Source organism: Caldibacillus thermoamylovorans (genome assembly GCF_000751775.1).
Taxonomy (GTDB): Bacteria; Bacillota; Bacilli; order Bacillales; family Caldibacillaceae; genus Caldifermentibacillus; species Caldifermentibacillus hisashii.
In genome coordinates this window covers 36,452-50,940 of sequence record NZ_CCRF01000096.1, presented here as the reverse complement: position 1 = coordinate 50,940, position 14,489 = coordinate 36,452, and the positions used below count along the sequence as shown (strand labels likewise).

Annotated in this window: 13 protein-coding genes and 1 CRISPR repeat array; of the genes, 11 read left to right on the top strand and 2 right to left on the bottom strand. The window is 34.3% G+C overall.

The window, feature by feature from the left end; all coding sequences use genetic code 11:
- Positions 1-313: 313 nt before the first annotated feature.
- Positions 314-712, bottom strand: coding sequence for a helix-turn-helix domain-containing protein (locus BT1A1_RS17540; protein WP_051989187.1), 399 nt, complete (start codon positions 710-712; stop codon positions 314-316).
- Positions 713-1,693: 981 nt separating this feature from the next.
- Between BT1A1_RS17540 and BT1A1_RS15775 the strand changes: the two genes are divergently transcribed.
- The 7 genes from BT1A1_RS15775 (at position 1,694) to BT1A1_RS15745 (ending at position 8,492) form a co-directional block, all read left to right on the top strand.
- Positions 1,694-2,170, top strand: a complete 477-nt coding sequence (locus BT1A1_RS15775) for a PTS sugar transporter subunit IIA (RefSeq protein ID WP_034773075.1) — start codon at positions 1,694-1,696, stop codon at positions 2,168-2,170.
- Between the two features lie 11 nt (positions 2,171-2,181).
- The gene (locus tag BT1A1_RS15770; protein ID WP_034773074.1) at positions 2,182-2,499 is read left to right on the top strand and encodes a PTS fructose transporter subunit IIB; all 318 of its coding nucleotides are present in this window, start codon (positions 2,182-2,184) and stop codon (positions 2,497-2,499) included.
- A 14-nt stretch (positions 2,500-2,513) separates the two neighbouring features.
- Entirely contained in the window at positions 2,514-3,596 is a 1,083-nt protein-coding gene (locus BT1A1_RS15765; RefSeq protein WP_108899158.1) for a PTS fructose transporter subunit IIC, read from the top strand.
- A gap of 23 nt (positions 3,597-3,619) precedes the next feature.
- Entirely contained in the window at positions 3,620-4,471 is an 852-nt protein-coding gene (locus tag BT1A1_RS15760) for a class II fructose-bisphosphate aldolase (protein WP_034773070.1), read from the top strand.
- A 26-nt stretch (positions 4,472-4,497) separates the two neighbouring features.
- Complete coding sequence (locus BT1A1_RS15755; protein WP_034773069.1) at positions 4,498-5,397, top strand: ketose-bisphosphate aldolase; 900 nt, start codon at positions 4,498-4,500, stop codon at positions 5,395-5,397.
- 166 nt (positions 5,398-5,563) lie between these two features.
- Positions 5,564-5,980: an ROK family protein gene (locus BT1A1_RS15750; RefSeq protein WP_051989186.1), complete on the top strand. Its 417-nt coding sequence runs from the start codon at positions 5,564-5,566 to the stop codon at positions 5,978-5,980.
- A 223-nt stretch (positions 5,981-6,203) separates the two neighbouring features.
- Positions 6,204-7,567: direct repeats of the CRISPR family, unit length 30 nt; unit sequence GTTTATATCTTACCTATGAGGAATTGAAAC.
- A 214-nt stretch (positions 7,568-7,781) separates the two neighbouring features.
- Positions 7,782-8,492, top strand: coding sequence for an HAD family hydrolase (locus tag BT1A1_RS15745; protein WP_034773068.1), 711 nt, complete (start codon positions 7,782-7,784; stop codon positions 8,490-8,492).
- A gap of 223 nt (positions 8,493-8,715) precedes the next feature.
- Here the strand turns inward: BT1A1_RS15745 and BT1A1_RS15740 are convergent, their stop codons facing one another.
- Complete coding sequence (locus BT1A1_RS15740) at positions 8,716-9,216, bottom strand: sigma-70 family RNA polymerase sigma factor (protein ID WP_034773066.1); 501 nt, start codon at positions 9,214-9,216, stop codon at positions 8,716-8,718.
- Positions 9,217-9,614: 398 nt separating this feature from the next.
- Here BT1A1_RS15740 and BT1A1_RS15735 point away from each other — a divergent pair, with 398 nt between their 5' ends.
- From BT1A1_RS15735 to BT1A1_RS15715, 4 genes are all read left to right on the top strand, one after another.
- Positions 9,615-9,920, top strand: coding sequence for a helix-turn-helix domain-containing protein (locus tag BT1A1_RS15735; RefSeq protein ID WP_034773065.1), 306 nt, complete (start codon positions 9,615-9,617; stop codon positions 9,918-9,920).
- 866 nt (positions 9,921-10,786) lie between these two features.
- Positions 10,787-11,572 (top strand): MurR/RpiR family transcriptional regulator, encoded by a 786-nt coding sequence (locus BT1A1_RS15725; RefSeq protein ID WP_034773063.1) that lies wholly within the window; start codon positions 10,787-10,789, stop codon positions 11,570-11,572.
- 15 nt (positions 11,573-11,587) lie between these two features.
- Entirely contained in the window at positions 11,588-13,021 is a 1,434-nt protein-coding gene (locus BT1A1_RS15720; protein WP_034773062.1) for a glycoside hydrolase family 1 protein, read from the top strand.
- A gap of 4 nt (positions 13,022-13,025) precedes the next feature.
- Positions 13,026-14,438: a PTS transporter subunit EIIC gene (locus tag BT1A1_RS15715; protein WP_034773061.1), complete on the top strand. Its 1,413-nt coding sequence runs from the start codon at positions 13,026-13,028 to the stop codon at positions 14,436-14,438.
- Positions 14,439-14,489: the final 51 nt, after the last annotated feature.

The window sequence follows — 14,489 nt, the reverse complement described above, 5'->3', positions numbered from 1 at the left end:
GGCTTCCAATTATTGCACGAAAAAAATGAAAAAAGAATCCATTTCTGGTTTAAAGTTTAAGTAACCAACAAAACCACGCAGAAAGGATGTAAGCCCGAAATAAAAAAATAAACGTTAATTCAGGATTATTATTGACAGATTTTAAAGGCAAGATACTACTGTCAGGAGGTCAGCCAGATCAATAATGGCTGGAAGTGCCAGTCGAGGCTATATCTCGCCTTTCCATGTAAAGTTGTCTTTTATCAAATTTCTACTATCCTCTTCACCTTTATTTTGTGCAACACATCACACGGTTTATTCTGATGTCAGTTGGTTACGCTTTCTTTCTTAGCCTTGCTTTATGAACGACCCAATTAAAGTGGTTTGTTAACTCTTGTAAGTCCTCTTGTGATAACTCTTCCCATTTTTCCAATTGTAAAATGAACGGGTCCTCGAGACCTTTTTCTTTAAACAATTCTATTACTTCTTTCAATTTTGTTTCCTCAATTTCAAGATTTTCCTGACTATACTCTTTCCCACATAAAAGGTAATCTAAAGAGACATTAAAAAGGTTGGCAAGTTTACAACAGGTTTCTAAACTGGGACGACGTTCTCCTCGTTCATATGCTCCATAAACATTTGCTGAAAATCCAAGTTTTGTGCTTAACTCCTTTTTTGTATATCCGGAGGTTTCACGTAAATTTTCTAAACGTAAACAAAAAGGATCAATCATAAAATCACCACATTCCCTTTTTCTACAACAAATAACACAAATCGTGTTTTTTGGTCATAAAAACACACAAAATGAGTTGACAACTTTATTTTTTTAAACTAAAATAAATAAAAACACACGATATGTGTGTGTTATGGGGGTGATAACTACTTATTATTCAGTCACTTCAATACCTATGCAGTAAGACTTATTGGAGATATTTTCTAGAGAGGAGATGTTACAAAGTCCGCAGAAATGAACAAAAAAGTCGTAAAAACCTAAAAATCACTCGATATATTTAGCTGAAAAAATGAAAAAACTTATCAAAAAACTAAAAGGTAATGCTAGATCGGTCAATAGCCTGTAATTTAGACACAGCAAAAGCTTGTCGTATTTGTCTAACCAAGCAAGAAATTTATCATTATCCTCGTGAAAACACACCAATAGTATTAAAGAATTGAATCTAATGGGTACTTCGTTGTCGACTCGAACCAATGATTGATGTTACAAACATCATAAAAGCTCACTATAACGGGATTATTAAAAGGTTCTCATTAAAGCTTACGTCTTATTATTAGAAGATATAGTGTCTTTCAATCAGGCAAGAGATACCACCCAAACAAGAATATTATTGCTAGGGTCTATTTATCACAAGATTTTGCGCTAAACCAATAAAAAAATGAGAATCAGTAGTAAGTCTCATTTTTCGCAACTGAGCTTTATGCCCTTGTCCGCCTTTAACAATAACAAGGGTTTCCAGTATATAAGATTAGGAGAACCAACTTTCTGCATAATCACTTTAATTAGCGAAAAGCTAGAAACTTTTTCCTAACATTGAAAATAATTGTTGAACGTACTAAACAATGAAAGAAAGTAGTACTGTGTTAGAAAAACCAATTATCTTGGTGGTGAGTCAAATATTATATGATGAAAAAACAGCAAATTGAACAACTTACTAGTAAATACTAGGAATAATCTAGTAAACGAACGGGAGATATTAAAATGGAAGTTAAATTTGAAGATTTAGATATTGGAAAAGTTATAAATGACGATTTAATAGATTTGGAATTAAAGTCTACTACAAAACTAGGCGTTATTCAGGAATTGACACACTTATTATATAAAAATCACTGTATTAACAGTGAGGAAAATTTTATCCAAGATGTTTTGTATCGTGAAGATCAGGGTGTTACAGGACTTGAAAAAGGAATTGCAATTCCTCATGGAAAATCTGAAAGCGTAATCAAAACCACACTTGCTATCGGACGAACTAAAAAGCCCATAGAATGGGAATCTATGGATGGAAAACCGATTGAAGTTATCTTCCTATTTGCAGTAAGAAAATCTGATTCAAATACCTTGCACATTAAATTATTACAAAAAGTTGCAACCTTGTTGGCGCATGAAGATATTTTAAATCGTTTTCATCAGGTAAAGACAAAGCAAGAGATTATTAGTTTGTTGTTAAAAAATACTTAGGAGGTTGTATTATGAATATCGTTGGAATTTCTGCATGTACGTCAGGTATTGCCCACACTTATATTGCAAAGGAAAAATTGGTTAAAGTGGGGCAAGAATTAGGTCATAATGTGCGAATTGAAACACAAGGGACAATAGGGGTTGAGGATGAGTTAACTGCAGAAGAAATTAAAAATGCAGATTTAGTCATTATTGCTGCAGATATTAAGGTTAGTGGGAAAGAAAGATTTAAAGATAAGAGAGTAGTTGAAATACCAACAGAGCTTGCTATTAAAGCACCGAAACAATTATATAAAAAAATTGAGGCAGAATTACATACTAATAAATAGGTGGTGATAGGATGTTGAAGAAATTACAACTAAAAAAACATGCGTTAACTGCTATTTCATATATGTTGCCGTTAGTTGTTGCATCTGGACTTCTTATTGCAATTGGAAATCTCGCGGGTGGCCAAGTCATTGAAAACTACAAAGAAAGCTTTACGGTTGCTTCAGCTCTTACTTCGCTAGGTGTATTGGGTATGGGACTGTTAGCTCCAGTTATTTCTGCAGGTATTGCATATTCTATAGCAGATCGTCCAGGTATTGCACCAGGTTTGTTAATGGGCTTGATTGCGAATGCAATTGGTGCTGGTTTTCTAGGTGGCATGCTAGGTGGTTATTTGGTTGGGTATTTTATTGTATTTTTGAAAAATCATATAAAAGTACCGAAGTGGGCAGAGGGACTATTGCCTATGATGATTATACCTCTAATTTCTAGTTTAGTTATTGGGTTATTAATATTCTTTGTTTTAGGTGTTCCCATAGTTTGGGCAACTGAAGGGTTAACTTCATTCCTAACAAGTATGCAGGGATCTACGAAATTTGTGTTTGGTGCAATTATGGGTGGAATGGCAGCGTTTGATTTCGGTGGCCCAGTAAATAAAGTTGCTTCATTATTCGCTGATGGATTATTACTAGAGGGAATTTATGAACCTGAGGCAGTAAAAATATTAGCATCAATGGTTCCACCATTTGGTGTTACAATTTCATGGGTTTTATCTAAGGTATTCAAAAAGAGAAAATATTCACCAAAGGAAGAGGAAAATATTAAAATTGCTTTTCCAATGGGGATCTGTATGATTACTGAAGGTGTAATTCCAATTGCGGCTGTTGATATAGTTCGTGTGGTTACTTCATGTACATTAGGTGCTGCTGTTGGTGGTGGTCTATCAATGATGTGGGATATCGGTTCTCCGGTTCCATCTGGCGGGATGTTTATTGTCCCAGCTATGAACCATCCATTATTATTCCTATTAGCATTATCTATTGGATCGTTGGTAACAGGAATAATGCTATTTTTATGGAAGAAGGAACCAACTGATGATGAAGATAGTTATTTTGATGATGAAGAGGAATTTGATTTATCTAGTATAAAGATTTCTTAATAAAAGGATAGTAGGGATGACAAATGTATGTTTCTATGAAAGGGATGCTAGATCGAGCAAATCGTGGTAACTATGCAATAATGGCTATTAATTGCTTTAATTTAGAGACAGCAAAAGCTGTAATTGAAGCTGCGCAAGAATTAAGAGCCCCTATTATTATTAATCTATTACAAGATCACTTAAAAGAACACCTTGGAAGTCATCTATTGACAGAGCCAATTATACGAATGGCAAATGAGGCTCGTGTTGAGGTAGCAATTAATCTTGATCATGGAAGTGATGTTGGCTTTGTTAAAAGATGTCTGAAGGATGGATTTTCAAGTGTAATGATGGATGCCTCGGGATATCCTATTGAAGAAAATATCGAAATAACAAAGAATATGGTTGAATTTGCGAAAATATTTGGTGCTAGTGTAGAGGGTGAAATAGGTCATATAGGGTCTGTAGCAAATAATATGTCAAATGACGCCATGTATACTGATCCTGATCTTGCTATAGACTTCGCTCAAAAAACAGGAATAGATGCTTTAGCGATTTCATATGGTTCGAGTCATGGAAGCTATCCTGAAGGTCATGTACCAAAATTCCATTTTGAGATTTTGGATAAGATAAAAAAGGGCACTAACATGCCTCTAGTCCTACACGGTGGCTCTGGTTGTGGTGAGGATAATATTAGAAAATCGGTTGAACGAGGGATTAATAAAATAAATGTAGGTTCTGATTTTATGAAAGCTCACGTTGAGTACATTTATGAACGATTAAAACGTGATCCAACAATCAATTATTTTGACTTGATCCATCAATCGATGGATGCAGGTAGAAAAGAAGTTAAACGTTATATTAAATTATCAAGATCAACTGGCAAATCACTATAAAAATATATAGAAAGCTGGGGATAATCATGTTATTAAATATGAAACAATTACTTAAAGTAGCAAAAGAACATAAATTTGCAGTAGGCGCATTTAATGTGGCTGATAGTAATTTTTTAAGAGTTGTTGTTGAAGAAGCTGAAGAAAATAATTCTCCTGCAATTATTGCAGTACATCCAGATGAATTAAAATTTGTAAAAGATGAATTTTTCACTTATGTATTAAATCGAATGAAGGGTAGTCCGGTTCCTTTTGTATTACATCTCGACCATGGAGATAGTTTAGCAAGCGTAATGCGTGCAATTCATGCAGGATTTAGTTCTGTTATGATTGACGGTTCGTTGTTACCTTTTGAGGAAAACATCAAACTGACTAAGCAAGTTGTAGATATAAGTCACTTAGTGAATGTTTCAGTAGAAGGTGAGCTAGGAACTATTGGAAATACAGGTACTACAATTGAAGGTGGAGTTACAGAAGTTATTTATACAAAACCAGAGGATGCTAGAGAATTTGTTGAAAAAACAGGCGTTGATACACTAGCTGTTGCAATAGGTACATGTCATGGTATTTACCCTAAAGATGTAAAACCAAAATTACGTATGGATGTTCTAAAAAGTATTAAAGAAGTCGTTGATATTCCACTAGTTTTACATGGTGGATCATCAAATCCTGATAGTGAAATTGCAGAAGCAGTTAAAATAGGTATTCAAAAAGTTAATATTTCTTCAGATTATAAATTTGCGTTTTACAAGAAATGTCGGCAAATTCTTTCAGAAACAGAACTTTGGGATCCAAATGCTATTTATCCAGAATGTATCGATGCGGCCAAAGATGTAGTTCGTAAAAAAATGCAACTCTTTGGATCTATTGGTAAGGCTGAAATTTATAAGTCAGAAAATATTCCTTCATGGAGAAGTGAATTTAATTAATAATGGGATATTGCGCAACAATTCCGTTAGATATATGACAAAATAGCCAATCATACAGGTTTATGATTGGCTATTTACTAAATGAACGTTTTTATTTCTTGAAGGAGTAAACTGTTTATTTTATTTAATTCCAAATAATTTTTCGATCAACAGGAGGAGTATAAAAATGCTAGGAGCAATTGAAGCAGGGGGGACTAAATTTGTATGTGCAGTTGGAAATGATAAAGGGGATGTAATTGATAAAATTAATATTCGAACTACAACCCCAGAACAAACATTAACCAATGTATTTGAATTTTTTGACAAGCATAATTTGAGTTTTATAGGAATTGGCTCTTTTGGTCCTATTGATATTAATAAAAATTCAAAGAAATATGGTTTTATAACAACTACACCTAAAAAGGGGTGGAATAATTTTAATTTTTTAGGTGTAATGAAAGAACGATACAGTGTACCTATCGCATGGACGACTGATGTAAATGCTGCGACATATGGAGAATATAAAAAAGGAAATGGAAAAGTTAGAACGAGTGTTTTGGTATCGGAATCGGGGGTGGGGCAATTATTAATAACAGGATATTAGAAGGATTTGGTCACCCAGAGACAATACATATTTTTGTCGTCGACCTCCAATAGCGTAAAAACCCCGGGGGATCGACGACAAGTTATTTTGTAAAAAAATCAATAGAAAATGCTTAAATTACGTGTATTTATGAAAAATATAATTGCTAGAAAACCAAATTTTTATTATAATTAACACAAGACCACCAATACAAAAAACCTTATTAAATCAAGGATTGTTTGGGGTTTATATCTTACCTATGAGGAATTGAAACTCGTTTTCTTCTTCCGAGATACCTGATTCAGCTACGTTTATATCTTACCTATGAGGAATTGAAACATATTAATAATATTAGGAGATTAGAAAAAAAAAAATAGGTTTATATCTTACCTATGAGGAATTGAAACAGACTGACTCGCCATTTTCAAACTCCTCCAATAACCGTTTATATCTTACCTATGAGGAATTGAAACGCGGCAAATGTATCCCAAGCCATCGCAAACGCAAGCGTTTATATCTTACCTATGAGGAATTGAAACATTGTTCGCTCGCTGCGCCGTTGTAACCGCTTGGTGGTTTATATCTTACCTATGAGGAATTGAAACCGTTTATTCTATAAAAGCCCCGGAGCTCCGCCGCGCGTTTATATCTTACCTATGAGGAATTGAAACAGAAAATGCGGTTGTAGTGCTGTAAATTCTTAATCTTGTTTATATCTTACCTATGAGGAATTGAAACTGCTTCTAATCGAGCAATTCGCTCAAATTCCTTCTGCTCGTTTATATCTTACCTATGAGGAATTGAAACCTTAACTATTCTTAATTCATTTTTCTCATCCTTTTTGTTTATATCTTACCTATGAGGAATTGAAACTTTTCCAAATCTTCTAATCTTTCAATAATAAATCCAACGTTTATATCTTACCTATGAGGAATTGAAACTACGCCAGCCCTAAGTACCTTTTCCCGTTCGGGCTGTCGTTTATATCTTACCTATGAGGAATTGAAACAGAACATCCTGTACAAGATGGCGAGGACAGGTTAGCAGTTTATATCTTACCTATGAGGAATTGAAACAATAGTCATCTTCCCTTTCAATCGCAACTTTAAAAACGTTTATATCTTACCTATGAGGAATTGAAACGACATTGGCGAATATACTCGTCAATTTGATGCTGAGTTTATATCTTACCTATGAGGAATTGAAACAGGCAAACAAAGCTAATATCGCAGGGACGTTGAGACGTTTATATCTTACCTATGAGGAATTGAAACATTTGCTTATATGGTATTTCAAACATTTGTTTTTCCTCCGTTTATATCTTACCTATGAGGAATTGAAACGAAAGAGAAATAAAAAAAGCAAAATCAAATAATCCGTTTATATCTTACCTATGAGGAATTGAAACCGGATTTTTGGAATGTTGACTTTCCACCAGGTGTCAGTTTATATCTTACCTATGAGGAATTGAAACCTCTCCATAAGCATAACGTTTTAAATGTGCATACAAAGTTTATATCTTACCTATGAGGAATTGAAACGGTTGTATTTTTTTGCTAGTTCATTCGAATGTATTCCGTTTATATCTTACCTATGAGGAATTGAAACTTACGAAGAGTCCGCCAAAGACCGTCGTTGACCATTTCGTTTATATCTTACCTTTGTAATAATTCATTCTCTGTCATTTTCAAACTACCACCTTGTCAATTTTATTGGTCGTATCATTGTTGATCGTTTTTTCCCATTTTAAACTGAGATGAATCATTAGAATTTGATAGCGTTTATTTGTATCGTTTTATATAAAGCAAGGAGATGTTTTAATATGACAACAATCGCATTTGATCTTGATGATACATTGTATGACAGAACGCAACCTTTAAGACAAGCCCTTTTAGAAATTGATGAAGCGAAATCTCTCCCTTTTCATAAATTTCTTAACGTTTTTCAACAAAATAGTGATATTGCCTTTGAAAAAGTGAAAGATCATATTTGGACACTAGAAGAATCACACATTTTCAGAATTAGAAATACGCTTCATCAATTGGGAATTGATATAAGCTTAAGTAAGGCACAAAATTTCCAAGACCAATATAAAAAAAATCAACAACAAATTGAGCCCTTTCCATGTATCTTAGAAATTTTAGACTTTCTTCAGACAAAAAATATACAAACGATAATCATTACAAACGGTCCTTCAACTAGCCAAAGAAACAAGGTTAATAATCTGAGATTAAATAAATATTTTTCTCCAGAACAGATTATTGTTTCTGAGGAAGAGAATATTGCTAAACCGGATATTGGAATTTTTAGATTGGCTGAAAGTAGGTTTAAACTTGATAGAACCAAAACATGGTTTATAGGTGATAGCTACGTTAATGATATTGTTGGGGCGGCTAACGCTGGTTGGAATACAATATGGTTTAACCGTAATTACAAAATAAAGAATGAAAAAACAAATTTATTGAAAACAAAAACAGTATTTTCTTCATTAGAATTGAAAGATTACCTTTTTGATATGTTTAAAAATCAATAGTATTTCTGCTAGCATTCAAAGATAAGTGAAAAGATGAGATTCTCTTTTAATAACGGAATGGCAAACTTATTTAAGCTTGCCATCCGATTTTTTTCAATCCATTTTGCTTGTCGTAAAGGGGCATTTACGCTTATCCATGAGTAATTTATTCCAGTTTATTATCGTTTTCTACCATTATTCATTGCTCGTCCTTTTCCTGGCCAAACACAGGTAAACAAACCGCTTATTCCTTCCCCAACTGCTCTTTCAATGCGGCCAGTACTTCCCGCTTCCACAGTTTCACGGTTGAGTAACCCACACCCAAATTTTCTGCGATTTCAGTTAGTTTGTGACCTTTCATAAAATGCAAGTCAATGAATTGTTGCTGTTTTGGCGGTAGTTGTTTGATTATGTCTTGCAGGATCCAAGTTTCGTCGCTTTCGTTATCGGCTGTTTCGTTTGCAATCTGGTTCCAGCCGACATCATCCGGTTGGTGTTCGTGTTCGTCTTTTTGGATTTGCTTCCGGAGTTCGGTAAGGATTGAGCCGCGAATATAGTGATAAGCGTAGGTTGTCAAGGATGCCTTGTCCGGATCATAGGATTGATAGGCCCGCCACAAGCTGATTAAGGCAATTTGATAATACTCCTCATGGTTTTTGTAAATATGCAAGCCGCGTAAGATGGAGCGGATAATCGGTTGCATGCTCGCTACTAATTTTTCAAACTCATAATCTTTGTCCTTCATCAAGTACCCTTTCCGAAAGACGCGCCTTTCCAATGTATTCCCGGGTACCTATAACGTAATGAAAAAAGACGATTCTGACAAAGAGATTTTAAATCAGTTTTACCTGATTTTTACTATGTTTAACTGGATTTATGGTGCGTATAGTAGTAATTTAGTTAAGTTAGTGGCAATTATAGCATTTTTATCCGCAATTTTAAGTTATTGTTTTACTTCTATTTTTACCTGATTTTAGTAAAAAACGCTTAGGGTTTCTCCCCAGAAATTGATTTCAGGTCCGAAGTTTTGTTTTGAAAACATTTAATATATCGATTTTCCAAGTGCATTTCTGTTTGTGGCATGTCTGCTATGTTTCTGTATTGCCTATTAGTTCAATATATAATTGCATTAGGTGATGATTTGTGGATATCGGTAAAAGAATTAAAAACATCAGAAAAGGAAAAAATATGCAGGCAAATGTACTGGCAAAGAAGGCATTTATTTCACAGTCCTATTTAAGCGATATTGAAAACGGCAGGACTACGCCTTCTTTGGATAAACTGACGACCATTTGTGATGCTTTAGGGATTACACTGGCAGAGTTCTTTGGTTATGAATCGGAGCTAACACCGGATTTAATGCGGCTATTGGAAAACATGAAAAAACTAACAGAAGAAGAACGGAGCCATCTGGCAGATTTCATTGAGGAAATTTTGAAACGAAACTAGGGACAGGTTGAGACCACTTAAAAACTGTTCAAATCAATTCATTTGCACGTTACGTAATGGATTAGTCTGCTCTTAACCGACTAGATATCGGTAACTACATTGAAATTTTTCAGTAGGCTTCGGAAGGGTTCCTTGTTTCGGGGATATCGTTAATTAGTGGTTTAAATGTCGGAGTAAATGCTGCTGGCTTTAAATCACGGGTAAAGTGGGGAATTTGCAAGAAATCATTTTTATCGCGTTCATTTAATTGCTCATAAAAATCGCCCTTTCTTAAAATGTTTGTTTGGTCACTTACATTTTACTAGAAAGGGCGGTTTTTTATTTTTGTTGGAAAACGAAAAATAAGTGGCCTCCAAAAAGCTAAACCTATGATTAGATTATTGGACAGGATTGATGGTGTTGCAAAGTATAAAAATAACTGGTCAAAAACATTAGACAAGTTTTATTGTCTAGCTCCGGGTGCAACTACTGAGAAACTGGTCAAGCCTCATGACAAAATGGGCAAGGTTGGTTCCCTCGCTATCTCCTCGAAAATGGTAATTACATTTTCCTAGTCGATACAGATTCAAGGAAGTAACTCAAAGTCCTGCTACTTGGCTTCAGTTTGTAGTTTGCGAATGGGGCACCTTGAACTTTTTTAGGCAAATGAAAGGCATCCTTTGATTCATATGTACCTCTTATCAAGAGGTGATGTTTATTTATATTTGTTTTTTGAAGGGATACTTATTTCATATCATTTTCCTTTAAATCATGAAATAGGTTTCAAATTTTGCACCCCACTTTAAAAATGTAATTGTTACAATAGGAATATGAAATGTAAGTGTTTGCAAACACACAAATTTCACTCCCCGGGGAGGGATAATGGATTGAAAGCAAATCGTATTAGTTTATTACATTCTTTGTTCTCCATTATTAATGAAAATGATGAAAGCGATTCGAATTATGTTTTGGCCCATTATTTTTTGAATCATTATCATGAGTTAGATCAATTGAATATTTACGACGTAGCCGATGAGTGCTTTGTCTCAAGGGCAAGTATTCGAAGGTTTTGTAAATCAATTGGCTATGAAAACTTTCTAGGCTTAAAGCATGAATTTTCTACTTATGATGATCGTTATCAATCATATATGAAGCATGCGAAGAAAGATAATTTTAGACAATCATTGACGAATGAAATAAATGAAATGATTAAAGAGTTGGACAGAAGAATGAATACGCGAGAAGTGTATAACATCGCAAAGCAAATTAAAGACAGCAGACATACCGTTTTTCTTACAACAGGAACGTCAGCAGGATTTGTAAAGGAATTTCAACAGTCAATGATTTTTAATAAAAAAATGATTTATTTAGTATCTGAACTATATTCAGACAATGAATTGCTTTTAAATTTATCGGAGGATGATTTTCTAATCACGATATCAAATACTGGAACTTTTGCATATGCTTCATTTCCATTAATTTCTGAAAGCAAATCACAAAAAACACTTATTACATTACGGAGAGATCCAATATTTAATGAGTGGTACGATAAAGTCTATCATCTGAGTGCTGAGGACAAATCAAAAAGTGACATAAATGTGTATGGAAAATATGGTGTAAGTTACATGTTGGATGTCATTTATAGTGAATATACTAAGAATTTTAATAATTGATAGGAGAAGATAACTATGTATTACAAAAATGATCCGCTATTTCCGAAAAATTTTATGTGGGGGGCATCGAGCTCTGCTTGGCAAGTAGAAGGAGCCGTAAATGAAGATGGCAGAACATCTGCAATTATTGATATAAATAGTAAAAAGAAAAAACCATATACAGATAATTCTATTACAGCTGACCATTATCATCGTTACAAAGAAGATGTAAAATTAATGGCCGAGGCAGGGTTTTCATCCTATCGTTTCTCAATTTCTTGGCCAAGAATTTATCCGGACGCAAGCGGAGTACCAAATCAAAAAGGGATAGAATTTTATAATAATCTAATAAATGAATTGAAAAAATATAATATTGAACCAATTGTAACCTTATATCATTATGATATGCCGGTTTGGGTAGATGAAATGTTCAATGGATGGTATGACAGAGGAATTATTGAAAAATTTGATGAATATGTTAGAACTTGTTTTAGGGAGTTTGGTGACCGAGTAAAATATTGGCTGTCTATTAATGAACAAAACATGCAAATTTGCTATGGAGAATGGTTAGGAGTATGTAAGAATAAGGACACTTGGTTTGAAGATAAATGGAAAGTAAACCATATTATGAATCTTTGCCATGCAAAAGCGGTTATAGCCTGTCATGAGTTAGTGGAAGGCGGAAAAATTGGTCCGGTTCCGGGATATGTACCGATTTATCCTTATTCAGCTAATCCGGAAGATCAAATTGCTGCAATGAATGCAGAAGAATTAACAGAAAAAGTATGGAACGATTTATATGCACATCGTAAATATAACGGGTTTATCCAAAGTTACTGGAAAGAAAACAATATTAATCCTGGCATTCAGGAAGGGGATATGGAATTAATTGAACAAGCTAAAATAGACTTTTTCGCATTAAATTGCTACCGTTCAAATACGGCAAAAGCTTGTGATATTAATGAAGAGCCACAAGAGTATTTATTAAATAAGTCAGGTGTTAAAGGTAATCTTATATTTCCTAAAGTTCCTGGACTCTATCAGCTTACGTACAATCCTTTTGTTGAATATACTGATTGGGATTGGGAAATTGATCCGGTTGCCATACGTTACATGTTACGTTATGTTTGGGATCACTATCAGCTTCCAATGATGATAACTGAAAACGGCTATGGTGCGTATGACAAAGTTTCTCCGGACGGTAAAGTACATGACCCTGAAAGAATTAAATTTTTACGGGATCAAATTTATCAAATGGGTCTTGCAATTATGGATGGATGTGAAGTAATATCTTATAATCTTTGGTCATTTACGGATCTTTTAAGTACAGGCAATGGAATGGCAAAACGCTATGGTTTAGTTTATATAAATACAACAGATGAAGAATTACTAGATTTAAAACGCATTCCTAAAGATTCTTACTACTGGTATTCAAATTTAATAAAATCTAATGGTAGAAATTGGGGATAGAGTTATGGACAAATACACAAAACTGATTGAAAAGTCTATAAAACTCCTTGGTGGAAAAGATAATATTGCAGTAGTAAATCATTGTGCTACACGTTTACGTCTTACACTTAATAACCCATCTTTGGCAAATGAGGAACAATTAAAATCTATTCCGGGAATAATGGGAGTTGTAAAACGGGAAAAAGAAATTCAGCTAATTATCGGAACTGAGGTAGGTAACGTCTATAACGAGTTTATCAAGTATGGAAATTTTAATGAAGGTGGAAAAATAAACGAAAAACTTGACAGTACAAGTAATTTAGAAGCTGGGAACGAAGGGAAACAGGAAAACACTGTGAAAAAAGTTTTAGCTACCATTGTGGACTTTATTAGTGGGACGTTCGTTCCCGTACTTCCTATATTAGTAGCTGCCGGTCTTGTATCAGCTGTTTTAAATATTGCTGTAACGTTCTTTGGTTTACCTTCAGAGGGCGGAACGTATGTAGTACTAACGGCTATTAATAATGCGGGGTTCTATTTCTTGCCTATCTTTTTAGGTTATAGTGCTGCTAGAAAAATAGGTATTAATCCGATGATGGGTGCTTATTTAGGAGCGATATTGGTTCATTCATCAATCGATAATGCGGAAGGCCTTGATTTTTTAGGGCTATCAATCCCGCAAGTATCCTATAATACTTCAGTTATTCCAGTTATTCTTGGTGTGTTATTTATGTACTATGTAAGTAAAGCAGTTGATAAAATTACACCGAAAGAAATTAAATTTTTTGCTCATCCATTAATAACTATTTTAATTGTCACACCAATTACACTTTTATTTTTAGGTCCTTTAGGAAATTTCCTGGGTGGTTATATAGCAGATGGTTTGAACTTTATAAATACGAAGCTTGGGTGGTTATCTGTTGGATTAATCGGGGCATTGACTCCATTACTTGTTATGACTGGTACAAACCAAGCGTTGTTCCCTCTTGTTTTTGCAGCTTTAGCAGACAACGGATATGATGCATTTGTTATGCCGGGTATGTTGGCAGCAAATGTGGCAGTTGGTGCAGCAGCTCTTGCTGTATATTTCAAGGTCAAAGATAAAGATGCTAAAGCGTTAGCATTGTCTTCCGGAATTACAGGTGTTATGGGTATTACAGAACCTGCAATATTCGGTATATTGCTAAGATTTAAACGGCCATTAATTGGTGCGATGGCAGGTGGTGGTATTGGTGGCTTATTAGCAGGTATTGTTCAATTAAAACAGTATGCAATTGTGTCACCGGGTATTGCTGCTCTTCCAACATTTATTCCAACAGATGGAGCTGGTTTAACTAGTAATTTCTGGTTTTCAATTGTAGTATTAATTGTTTCAGTTGTTGTGTCATTTGTAGTTACTTATTTGTTAGGGGTAAAAGAAGAAAAAACGGAAAAGTGATAAATCTAAATAGGAAAGAGTTTGTCTCTTTCCTATTAACATTATAAATTT